Source organism: Sandaracinobacter sp., from assembly GCF_041909755.1.
GTDB lineage: Bacteria > Pseudomonadota > Alphaproteobacteria > Sphingomonadales > Sphingomonadaceae > Sandaracinobacteroides.
On the sequence record NZ_JAYRCW010000079.1, the window covers coordinates 1 to 11,117 of the forward strand.

Annotated in this window: 12 protein-coding genes and 1 pseudogene; 11 read left to right on the forward strand and 2 right to left on the reverse strand. The window is 65.4% G+C overall.

The window, feature by feature from the left end:
* The 3 genes and pseudogenes from ACE3O8_RS10510 to ACE3O8_RS10520 all read left to right on the forward strand — a co-directional run.
* Positions 1 to 703: pseudogene (locus ACE3O8_RS10510) on the forward strand (carbamoyl phosphate synthase large subunit); the annotation flags it as partial.
* A 191-nt stretch (positions 704 to 894) separates the two neighbouring features.
* The gene (greA, locus tag ACE3O8_RS10515; protein WP_374389506.1) at positions 895 to 1,374 is read left to right on the forward strand and encodes a transcription elongation factor GreA; all 480 of its coding nucleotides are present in this window, start codon (positions 895 to 897) and stop codon (positions 1,372 to 1,374) included.
* A 10-nt stretch (positions 1,375 to 1,384) separates the two neighbouring features.
* Entirely contained in the window at positions 1,385 to 2,080 is a 696-nt protein-coding gene (locus ACE3O8_RS10520) for a rhomboid family intramembrane serine protease (protein WP_374389508.1), read from the forward strand.
* Positions 2,081 to 2,702: 622 nt separating this feature from the next.
* Here the strand turns inward: ACE3O8_RS10520 and ACE3O8_RS10525 are convergent.
* Both ACE3O8_RS10525 and ACE3O8_RS10530 read right to left on the reverse strand, forming a co-directional pair.
* Complete coding sequence (locus tag ACE3O8_RS10525) at positions 2,703 to 3,929, reverse strand: NADP-dependent isocitrate dehydrogenase (protein WP_374389510.1); 1,227 nt, start codon at positions 3,927 to 3,929, stop codon at positions 2,703 to 2,705.
* A 38-nt stretch (positions 3,930 to 3,967) separates the two neighbouring features.
* Positions 3,968 to 4,558, reverse strand: a complete 591-nt coding sequence (locus ACE3O8_RS10530) for a TIGR00730 family Rossman fold protein (RefSeq protein WP_374389512.1) — start codon at positions 4,556 to 4,558, stop codon at positions 3,968 to 3,970.
* A 115-nt stretch (positions 4,559 to 4,673) separates the two neighbouring features.
* Here ACE3O8_RS10530 and petA point away from each other — a divergent pair, with 115 nt between their 5' ends.
* From petA to ACE3O8_RS10570, 8 genes are all read left to right on the forward strand, one after another.
* Positions 4,674 to 5,231, forward strand: coding sequence for a ubiquinol-cytochrome c reductase iron-sulfur subunit (gene petA / locus ACE3O8_RS10535; RefSeq protein ID WP_374389514.1), 558 nt, complete (start codon positions 4,674 to 4,676; stop codon positions 5,229 to 5,231).
* Between the two features lie 4 nt (positions 5,232 to 5,235).
* Entirely contained in the window at positions 5,236 to 6,549 is a 1,314-nt protein-coding gene (locus ACE3O8_RS10540; protein WP_374389516.1) for a cytochrome bc complex cytochrome b subunit, read from the forward strand.
* A gap of 14 nt (positions 6,550 to 6,563) precedes the next feature.
* The gene (locus ACE3O8_RS10545; RefSeq protein ID WP_374389518.1) at positions 6,564 to 7,379 is read left to right on the forward strand and encodes a cytochrome c1; all 816 of its coding nucleotides are present in this window, start codon (positions 6,564 to 6,566) and stop codon (positions 7,377 to 7,379) included.
* Positions 7,380 to 7,696: 317 nt separating this feature from the next.
* Positions 7,697 to 8,011, forward strand: coding sequence for a hypothetical protein (locus tag ACE3O8_RS10550; protein WP_374389520.1), 315 nt, complete (start codon positions 7,697 to 7,699; stop codon positions 8,009 to 8,011).
* 53 nt (positions 8,012 to 8,064) lie between these two features.
* On the forward strand, positions 8,065 to 9,408 hold the full coding sequence (locus ACE3O8_RS10555; protein ID WP_374389522.1) for an ABC1 kinase family protein: 1,344 nt from the start codon (positions 8,065 to 8,067) through the stop codon (positions 9,406 to 9,408).
* 100 nt (positions 9,409 to 9,508) lie between these two features.
* Positions 9,509 to 9,646, forward strand: a complete 138-nt coding sequence (locus ACE3O8_RS10560; protein WP_374389524.1) for an aa3-type cytochrome c oxidase subunit IV — start codon at positions 9,509 to 9,511, stop codon at positions 9,644 to 9,646.
* A gap of 42 nt (positions 9,647 to 9,688) precedes the next feature.
* Complete coding sequence (locus tag ACE3O8_RS10565; protein WP_374389526.1) at positions 9,689 to 10,810, forward strand: NAD(P) transhydrogenase subunit alpha; 1,122 nt, start codon at positions 9,689 to 9,691, stop codon at positions 10,808 to 10,810.
* An 11-nt stretch (positions 10,811 to 10,821) separates the two neighbouring features.
* Positions 10,822 to 11,109, forward strand: coding sequence for an NAD(P) transhydrogenase subunit alpha (locus tag ACE3O8_RS10570; RefSeq protein ID WP_374389528.1), 288 nt, complete (start codon positions 10,822 to 10,824; stop codon positions 11,107 to 11,109).
* The last annotated feature ends 8 nt before the right edge of the window (positions 11,110 to 11,117 follow it).

Consider the following 11,117-nt stretch of genomic DNA (forward strand, 5'->3'; position numbering starts at 1 on the left):
GATCGAGGTGAACCCGCGCGCCAGCCGCACCGTGCCGTTCGTCGCCAAGGCGCAGGGGCGCCCCTATGCCAAGATCGCCTCCCGGGTGATGGCGGGTGAAAAGCTGTCCGACTTTGAGCTGGAGCCGAAGGGGCGCGGCCATATCGCGGTGAAGGAAGCCGTGTTCCCGTTCGCCCGATTCCCCGGTTCCGATCCGGTGCTGAGCCCCGAGATGAAATCGACCGGCGAGGTGATGGGGATCGACAGCGACTTCGCCATGGCCTTTGCGAAAAGCCAGCTGGCGGCCGGCACGCATCTGCCGATGGAGGGCCGCGTGTTCATTTCCGTGAAGGACAGCGACAAGCCGCTGATCCTGGAAGCGGCCAGGGGCCTCGATTCCATGGGCTTCGACCTGATTGCCACGCGCGGAACGGCGAAGTGGCTGGAAGAGCAGGGTGTCGCCGTTTCGGTGGTGAACAAGGTTCTGGAAGGCCAGCCGCACATCGTCGATTCGATCACCAACGGCACCATCGCCATGGTGTTCAACACGACGGAGGGCGTGCAGAGCCTGAAGGATTCCGAAACGATCCGGACGGCGGCCTGGGCGCAGAAGGTGCCGATCTTCACCACGGCGGCGGCCTCTGTCGCTTCGGTGAAGGCGATCGCGGCGCTGAAGGCCCGGGATATCGAGGTGAAACCGTTGCAGGCGCATCATGCCGCCTGAGCGAGCCGGGCCGCCTGAACGGCCCGGGCTCTCGCACTTGCGGAAATCCTGCACTCTCCCTAAAGTTGATGCCCGATTTCGGCTTTAGCGCAACCTTCCGAACGGTCCGGTGATCCAGAGCGGCGTCTTGCAGGTGCCGGTCCCGCCCTCCGTCGGAGCCCGTTCTTTTTCGAGTGAGAGTCTGCACACGCATGGCAACGATAGACAAGTTTCCGATGCTGGCTGAGGGCCATGTGATGCTCCAGAAGCTGCTCAAGCATCTGAAAGAGGTCGAGCGGCCCGAGAATGTCGAAGCGATCGAGGAAGCGCGCGCCCATGGCGACCTGTCCGAGAACGCGGAATATCATGCCGCCAAGGAGCGTCAGGGCCAGATCGAGGCGCAGATCGCCGATCTGGAGGACAAGCTTGCGCGCGCGATCGTGATCGATCCCACCACCCTGTCCGGCGACAAGGTGGTGTTCGGCGCCACCGTCCGCCTGCTGGACGAGGACGACAAGCCCATCACCTATCAGATCGTGGGCGAGACCGAAGCCGACGCCAAGCGCGGCCGTATCAGCTATAATTCGCCCGTGGGCCGCGCGCTGATCGGCCGGAAGCTGGGCGAGGAAGTGGAAGTGGTGACGCCGTCCGGCGATCGCAGCTACCTGATCGACTCGGTCGAGTTCCGCTAGGGTCCGGGCCTTGGAGGGGGGCGCTTCGGATCCGGTTTCCGGGCCGGCCGCAAGGGCCCTGCCCGCACCATGGGCCACGCGGATCATCCTGATCCTGTGCGTGGGCATCGAGCTGCTGAACCTGCTGATGGGGGAAGGGTTCGCACGCACCATCAGTTACATGGGCGGGCTGGTGCCTGCCCGCATCACCGGCGCCGTCGTGGGCCTGCCCGACAGCCCGGTTCCCGCGCCGCTGACCTTCATCACCCACATCTTCCTGCACGGCGGGCCGGTGCATCTGGCCATGAACATGGTGTTCCTGGCCTGGGTGGGGCGGCAGGTGGAGGTGTTCGCCGGAAGCGCGCGATTCCTGCTGCTGTTCTTCGCGGGCGGCATTGCGGGCGGCGCCTTGCAGGTGGCCATCGGCCCCGGATCCGTGGTGCCGGTGATCGGGGCGTCGGGTGCCATTTCGGCGGTGTTTGCCGCCTATGCCCTGTTGTTCGCGCGCACGGGCGAGGACCCCGCGACCTTCCTTGGCCTTCATATCTCGGGCGAGACGGTGCGCGCGCTGCGCTATGCGGCGCTGTGGGTGGGCCTGCAGTTGCTGACGGCGGTTGCCTTCAACACGCCGGGGCAATCCGGCATCGCCATCTGGGCGCATATCGGCGGATTTCTGGCGGGACTGCTGCTCGCACCGCTGCTGAAGCGCCCGGCCCAGCCGGGCTGAGGCGCCCTCAGCCGAACGCCAGTTGCCCAGCATCCGGTGGAAGGGGAAGGTGAAGAACCCCGCCACCAGCAGGGCGAAGATCGACAGGCCGCGCGCCCGGGATCTGTGGCCGGCGACCTGATGGCGCCGGGCCTGCAACACCAGAATCGGCGTCTGAATGAGCACCCAGACCGACAGGAGGTGGATCAGGCTGAAGCCACCGCCCGCCGTCAGCCGGATATCGAAGGTGATCACCGCGCTGCCCAGCATTGCGAGCGCCCAGACCCAGCCGAGCAGCCGATGCAGGGGCCGCCCCTTCGCCAGCCACATCTGGGCGGGGGTGATGATCAGCACCAGGCACATCAGCAGCAGGTGAGCCCAGACAGCGGGCGGCGCATCGCCCCACTGCGACCGTCCGCGCGCGATTGCGGCCAGCACGGCCGCCAGCAACGCCAGCGCAAGCCAGCCGATCGCCCGATCCGGGATCAAGCGCTCCAGCGGCCTTGACGGTGCGGGCTTGGACGGCATCGCCGTGTCATGCCAAGTCGGAGCGCCGGACGCCAGACCGGTTCACCACCGAACGCAAAGGCCCCGCCGGATGTCTCCGGCGGGGCCTCGAACGTCGATGAAACAAGGACTCGGCTCAGGCCCCGGCCTTGCCCATTTCCTTGTCCAGATTGTCCACGATCGCCTGGAAGAACATCTCGGTTGTCATCCAGGCCTGATCCGGGCCGATCAGAAGGGCGAGATCCTTCGTCATCTTCCCTTCCTCGACCGTCTGGATGCAGACGCGCTCCAGCGTTTCGGCAAATTCCGTCACGGCGGGCGTGCCGTCCAGCTTGCCGCGATGCTTCAGCCCGCCCGTCCAGGCGAAGATGGAGGCGATCGGGTTGGTGCTGGTCTGCTTGCCCTGCTGGTGCTGGCGATAGTGGCGGGTGACGGTGCCGTGCGCGGCTTCGGCTTCCACCGTCTTGCCGTCGGGCGTCAGCAGAACCGAGGTCATCAGGCCGAGGCTGCCGAAGCCCTGCGCCACCATGTCGGACTGCACATCGCCGTCATAGTTCTTGCAGGCCCAGATGAACTTGCCGCTCCACTTCAGGGCGGACGCGACGAGATCGTCGATCAGGCGATGCTCATAGACGATGCCGAGCTTCTGATACTGGGCCTTGAAGTCCTTGTCGTAGACCTCCTGGAACAGATCCTTGAAGCGGCCGTCATAGGCCTTGAGGATGGTGTTCTTGGTCGACAGATAGACCGGCCATTCGCGGATCAGGCCATAGTTCAGGCACGAACGGGCGAAATCGCGGATCGAATCGTCGAGGTTGTACATCCCCATGGCGACGCCGGAGGAGGGGAACTGGAACACCTCATGCTCGATCTCGTCCTTGCCGTCCTCGCTGACCCATTTCATCGTCAGCTTGCCGGCGCCGGGCACGCGGAAATCGGTGGCGCGATACTGGTCTCCGAACGCGTGGCGGCCGACGACGATCGGATCCGTCCAGCCCGGCACCAGCCGCGGCACGTTCGAAATGACGATGGGCTCGCGGAAAACCACGCCGCCCAGGATGTTGCGGATGGTGCCGTTGGGCGACTTCCACATCCGCTTCAGGCCGAATTCCTCCACCCGCGCCTCGTCCGGCGTGATGGTGGCGCATTTCACGCCCACGCCATGCTCCTTGATGGCGTTTGCGGCTTCCACCGTGATGCGGTCCTCGGTGCGGTCCCGCTCCTCGATGCCGAGGTCGTAATAGCGGAGATCGATATCGAGATAGGGCAGGATCAGCTTCTCGCGGATCCACTGCCAGATGATGCGGGTCATCTCGTCGCCGTCGAGTTCGACGACTGGGCCCTTCACCTTGATCTTGCTCATGCCACCTCGGTCTGTGCGCTGGATTGTTGCGCCGTCCCTTAAGGAAGGGAAAGGGCCGCCGCAAGCGCAGGCGTATCCGGCAGCCATTCGACATAGGTCCGGGTATCCGGCCCGGCGAAGCCCGCGGTGACGACATGATCCAGAAGCGCCAGGAACGGCTGCCAGAAATCCCCGTCGCCCATCAGCCACACCGGCTTGGCGTGCAGGCGCAAGTTGCGCCAGGACAACACCTCGACCAGTTCATCCAGCGTGCCCAGCCCGCCGGGCAGCGCCAGCACCGCATCGGCATGTTCGAACATCAGCTGCTTGCGGCTGTGCAGGCTGTCCACCACGATCATCTCGTCGCAAAGCGGTTCGGCCACTTCCCAATCCTTCAGGAAGCGGGGAATCACCCCTTCGACACGCCCGCCGGCCGCGATCGCCGCGCGCCCGCATTCGCCCATCAACCCCAGCGCGCCGCCGCCATATACGAGGGCGACCCCCCGGGCAGCGAGCAGGGCGCCGACCTCTGCCGCGAGCGCGGCGTGGCGCGGATCGGCGCCGCTGCACGAACCGCAGAAGACGAGAACTGAGCGGACCGGGCCGGTGGCGAGGCCCGGTGACGGCGAATCGAGAGGATGGCTGGACATGCCCCGGCCCCTAGCACTGCGCGAGGTGCGCCAACATTGCCCATTGCTTAGCCCGGCCCCCCGTGGCTAAAGGCCCCGGAATCCAGTTCATAGAAATCCATTTCAGGGACAGGGCATGGCAACTCATACAGAAGCCGCGACGGAAGGCCCCGACGCCGTTCGCCGGCGGGACTTCATCTACGTGGCGACGGGCGCCTTCGCGGGCGTCGGCGCTGCAACCGTCGCGTGGCCGTTCGTCAATCAGATGAATCCGTCGGCCGACGTCCGGGCGCTGGCGACGGTGGAAGTCGATCTTTCGCCGATCCAGCCGGGTCAGGCGATCAAGACCATCTGGCAATCCAAGCCGGTGTTCGTGCGGAACCTGACCGCCGCCGAGCAGAACGAAGCCCGCAAGGTGCCGCTGTCCGAGCTGCGCGATCCGCAGACGCTGGATGACCGGACCCAGGCGGACCATCGCAACTGGCTGGTGACGCTTGGCGTCTGCACGCACCTTGGCTGCGTGCCGCTGGGCGCTGCCGAGGGCGAGAACAAGGGGGACTATGGCGGCTATTTCTGCCCGTGCCACGGTTCGCACTATGACACCGCCGGGCGCATCCGCCGGGGCCCCGCGCCGACCAACCTGGTCGTGCCGGACTATGCCTTCAAGTCCCCCACGCTGATCGAGATCGGATGATCCCATGAGCTTTCCCTGGGCAAATCATTACGAACCCAAGCATCCGCTGATGCAGTGGGTCGACCAGCGGCTGCCGCTGCCGCGGCTGGTCTATAACGCCGTCGGCGCCGGCTATCCGGTGCCGCGCAACATCAACTACTGGTACAATTTCGGCGTTCTCGCCGGGGTGGCCCTGATGGTGCAGATCATCACCGGCATCGTGCTGGCGATGCACTTTTCCGCCCACACCTCGACCGCGTTCGATTCGGTCGAGCACATCATGCGGAACGTGAATTCCGGCTGGCTCATCCGCTACATGCACATGAACGGCGCCAGCTTCTTCTTCATCGTGGTCTATTTCCACATCTTCCGGGGCCTCTATTACGGAAGCTACAAGAGCCCGCGGGAAGTGGTGTGGATGCTGGGCGTCGTCATCTTCCTTCTGATGATGGCCACCGCGTTCATGGGCTATGTGCTGCCCTGGGGGCAGATGAGCTTCTGGGGCGCGCAGGTGATCACCTCGCTGTTCTCCGCGATCCCGCTGGTGGGTGAAGCGATCCGCACCTGGCTCGTCGGCGGCTTCGCGCCTGACAACGCCACGCTGACGCGCTTCTTCTCGCTCCACTATCTGCTGCCCTTCGTGATCCTGGGCGTGGTGATCCTGAAGATCTGGGCGCTGCATATCCCCGGCTCCACCAACCCGGCAGGCGTGGAGGTGCAAGGTCCGCAGGACACGCTACCCTTCCACCCCTATTTCACGGCGAAGGACTTCTTCGGGATCTGCATCTACCTGCTGTTCTTCGCGGCCTTCGTGTTCTTCATGCCGAACGCGATGGGCCACCCGGACAACTACATCCCGGCGAACCCGCTTTCCACGCCGGCGCACATCGTGCCCGAATGGTATTTCTGGCCCTTCTACGCCATCCTGCGCGCCTTCACGATCAACTTCCTGTGGATCCCGGCGAAGCTGTGGGGCGTGATCGCGATGTTCGCCTCCATCCTGCTGCTGTTCTTCCTGCCCTGGCTGGACAGCAGCCGGGTGAAGTCCACGGCCTATCGCCCGATGTACAAGATCTGGTTCTGGGTGCTCGTGGTCGACGTGCTGATCCTGGCCTATTGCGGCGGCGCGCCGGCGGAAGAGCCCTATGTGCGGATCAGCCAGATCGCGGCCGCCTATTATTTCGCCCACTTCCTGATCATCCTGCCGATCCTCTCCTTCATCGAGAAGCCGCTGCCGCTGCCCAACAGCATCGCGGAAAGCGTGTTCGCGAAGGCGGGCCACAAGGATGGTGCGCATGCCCCGGCCGCTGCCGGTGCAGCTGCGGCGCCTGCTGAATAAGGGGTCAATCCACCATGGTTCGTTTTCTCGGTTTCGGCGCCGGCCTCGTCTTTGTGATCGCCCTGCTCGTGGCAGCCCTGCTGCCGCGGGAGGATGTGCCGGCTGACCCGATCAAGGCCATCCACGAGCATGCCCGCTCGGCCCACTGGCAGCATGACGGGCCGCTGGGCATGGGTGTGTTCGGCACCTATGATCGCGCCCAGCTCCAGCGCGGCTTCCAGGTTTACAAGGAAGTCTGCTCGGCCTGCCACGGCCTCAGGCTCGTCGCCTTCCGAAACCTTTCGGAAATCGGCTTCTCCGCCGCCGAGGTGAAGGCGCTGGCCAAGGCCAAGGAGGTTCCGTCGATCAACCCGCAGACGGGCGAGGCCGCGACGCGACCGGCGCTGCCGTCTGACCACTGGCCTAACCCGTTCCCGAACGAGGTTGCCGCCCGGGCCGCGAACAACAACGCGCTGCCGCCGGATCTCAGCCTGATCATCAAGGCGCGTCCGGATGGCCAGAACTATGTCTATTCGCTGCTGACCGGATATGACAAGGCGCCGCCGAAGGGCTTCGACGTGCCGCAGGGGCTGCACTTCAACCCCTATTTCCACTCGGTGAACATCGCCATGGCGAAGCCGCTGAACGACGGCCAGGTCAGCTATGCCGACGGCACCAACGCCAGTGTCGACCAGATGTCGAAGGATGTCGTCGCCTTCCTGCGCTGGACATCCGAGCCGGAACTGGAAACGCGCCGGCAGGTCGGTGTCGGGGCGATCATCTTCCTGGGTATCCTGTCGCTGCTCGCCTTCCTCACCTATCGTCGGGTGTGGGCCGGCATCGCGCACTGAACAGGTCGCAATCGCTGACATGAAAAAGGCGGGGGAAACCCCGCCTTTTTTGTTGCGCGTCATCCGCCGGGCATTGCCTGGCAGCAGACGGCAATTGCCCGGTTATGGTAAATTCACGCCCGCGAATCCGTATATGTGTTGCGTTCGGAACGGAACGACGGGGGGAAATCATGGATATGCGACACCTTGCGATGCTGACGGTGACTGTTGCGGCGGCTTCGGCGGCGCTGGCGCAGAGCGATCCGGCGTCGCCCCCTGCCACAGCAACGCCCCCTGCCACAGCAACGCCCCCTGCCGCTGTGACACCCCCTGCCGCTGTGACGCCCCCTGCCGCCGCATCGGTGCCCGCTGAGGCTGCCGCCCCGGCCCCGCCGCCCCTGCCATCCGATCCGCGCGAACGGGTTCAGCAGGTCTGCCTGACGGAGGCGAAGGCCAAGGCGATGGCGGCGGGCGCCAGCGATGTGGTAATCCGCGACGTGCAGGATACCGACGTGAAGAGCGACGGCTACGCCTCGATGCGGGCGAAGGTGGAGATCGTGTCGGTCGATTCGAAGGGAAAGACCAAGCGGAAGAAGGGGACGTTCGGCTGCGCGACGCAGAAGGATGTGATCACCAGCTTCAACTTCGACTGACCGGCCGATTCGCTGCACTGGCGCAGGGGATGCCGTGCGCCTAGATGCGGCCGATGGCTGATCAATCCACCCTGACGGGGCGCATCGCCCGCTTTGCCAAAGTCGGCGCGAACCTTGGCGGCTTCGCGGCCGGGGCCGCTGTCGCCCGTGCGGGCGGGCGCTCTCTGGATGATCCGCGCAATGCGGCCGAACTGAAGCGCGTGCTGGGGGAGCTGAAGGGCCCGCTGATGAAGCTCGCCCAGATCCTGGGCAATATCCCCGATGCCGTGCCGCCCGAATTCGCGCGGGAACTGGCCGAACTGCAGGCGAACGCGCCGCCGATGGGGCAGGGCTTCGTGCGCCGTCGCATGGCGGGCGAACTGGGGGCGGACTGGCGGAGCCGGTTCGCGGACTTCACGCCCGACGCGGTGTCGGCGGCTTCGCTGGGGCAGGTTCACCGGGCGACGCTGCCATCCGGCGAGACGGTCGCGGTGAAGCTGCAGTATCCCGACATGTCGTCGGCGGTCGAGGCCGACCTTGGGCAGCTTGATCTGCTGCTGTCGCTGTTTCGCAGGGTCGATGGGTCGATCGACACCAGCCAGATCCGCGACGAGCTGGCCGCCCGGCTGCGGGAGGAACTGGACTATACGCGGGAGTTGAAGCACCTGCTGCTCTATCGCCACCTGCTTCAGGGGGAAGGGCATGCCAATGTGCCGCAACCCTTCGAAGCGCTGTCCACCGCCCGCCTGCTGACGATGCAGTGGCTGGAAGGCACCCGCCTTCTCGACTGGAAGGAGGCCCCGGCTGCCGTCCGCAACAACATTGCCGAGGCGCTGTTCCTCGCCTGGTACCGGCCCTTTTATCGTTTCGGCGTGATCCATGGGGATCCGCATCTGGGCAACTATACGGTCGCGTCCGCCGATGCCGGCGCGGCGGTGGTGAACCTCCTGGATTTCGGCTGCGTGCGCATCTTTCCGCCGCGCTTCATCGAAGGCGTCAACGAGCTGTATGCGGCAATCGAATCCGGCAATGACCGGCGCGCGGGCGAGGCGTTCGAGCTGTGGGGCTTCAAGGGGCTGACAGCGGAAATCCGCGACGTGCTGCTGGTGTGGGCGCGCTTCCTCTATGGCCCGCTGCTGGACGACCGGGTGCGACCGATCGATCTGGACGGGCGGCCCGGCGAATATGGCCGGGCGACGGCGCAGCAGGTGCACAAGGAACTGAAAAGGCTGGGAACCGTGACGATCCCGGCGGAATTCGTATTCATGGACCGGGCCGCGATCGGGCTTGGCGGGGTGTTCATCCAGCTGGGCGCGGAGCTGAACTGGCACAGGCTTTTCAGGGGCTTGATGGATGATTTCGATGTTGCGGCCGTCGCTGGCCGGCAGGCGGACGCGCTGGCCCATGCCGGGCTTTGAGCGCTGAAAGCTGGGCTTTCCGTTCGCCTATCAGTAGCGCTATTGTTATCGAAGCCGCGTGGCACTTATTGCCGCAGCGCCGGTCAAAAGAGGGAGAACAATGGCTGACATCAAGAATGGCTGGGAATCCGCCGCAGCCGACAATCGCACGGTCTACTCCGGGTTTCTGGGGCTGACGAAATGGGCGGTCATCCTGATCGTCATCGTGCTGATCGGCATGGCGCTCTTTCTGGCCTGAGCCTGACCGGGCTGATCCTCTCACACCGCGCAGGGGAAGCGCATGAAGATTGCAGTGCTGGCCGAGACGGCTGCAGGGGAAAAGCGCGTCTCCGCGACCCCTGAAACGGTGAAGAAGTATCAGGCGCTCGGCGCGACGGTTGCGGTTGAGGCCGGGGCCGGGGCAGGGGCGAACATTCCCGATGCGGCCTTCGCCGATGCCGGTGCGGCGATTGGCGCGCGCGCGGACGTGCTGGCTGGCGCCGGGCTGGTGCTGGGCGTGCAGGGGCCGGAGCCGGCCGGGCTGCCATCGGGCGCAGTGCTGGCCGCCAGCCTGAACCCGCATCCGTCGAAGGACCGGCTGACGGCCTATGCAGCGGGCGGTGTCGAGGCGCTGGCGATGGAGTTCATGCCGCGCATCACCCGCGCGCAATCGATGGACATCCTTTCGTCGCAGGCGAACCTTGCCGGTTACAAGGCGGTGATCGACGCGGCCGAGGCCTATGGGCGTGCCTTTCCGATGATGATGACGGCGGCGGGCACGATTTCCGCCGCGCGCGCCTTCATCATGGGCGTGGGCGTCGCCGGATTGCAGGCCATCGCCACGGCGCGGCGGCTGGGCGCGGTGGTGTCCGCAACCGATGTGCGGCTTGCGACCAAGGAACAGATCCAGAGCCTTGGCGGCAAGCCCGTCTTCATCGAGGATGAGGAAACCAGGGCCGCCGAAACGGCGGGCGGCTATGCCAAGGAAATGTCGGACGCCTACAAGGCGAAGCAGGCCGCGCTGGTGAGCGAGACGATCGCCAAGCAGGATATCGTGATCACCACGGCCCTTATTCCGGGACGCCCCGCGCCACGGCTGGTGACGGCAGCGCAGGTGGCGACGATGAAGCCGGGATCGGTGATCGTGGACATGAGCGTGGTGCAGGGCGGCAATGTGGAAGGATCGAAGGCGGACGAGCGGGTGGTGACGGACAATGGCGTCATCATCCTGGGCTTTTCGAACTATCCCAGCCGGCTGGCGGCGGATGCCTCGGCCCTGTTTGCCCGCAACCTGCTGACTTTCGTGACGACCTTCTGGGACAAGGACGCGAAAAGGCTGGTGCTGCCGGACGACGACGACATCGTGAAAGCCATCAGGGTGACCGGGGGCGGCCAGATCGTCCACCCCGGCCTTCAGGGCTGAGGAGACCGACCATGGACTTCATCTCCATCCTCTCCATCTTCGTGCTGGCCTGCTTCGTGGGCTATTACGTCGTCTGGTCCGTCACGCCGGCGCTGCACACGCCGTTGATGGCCGTCACCAACGCCATTTCCTCTGTCATCATCGTGGGCGCGCTGATCGCGGCCGCCGCTGCGGGAAGCCCGCTTGCCAAATGGCTGGGGCTGCTGGCGGTTGTGCTGGCCAGCGTGAACATTTTCGGCGGCTTCGCCGTCACCGAACGGATGCTGGCGATGTACAAGAAGAAGGAAAAGAAGGGCTGATGGAGCAC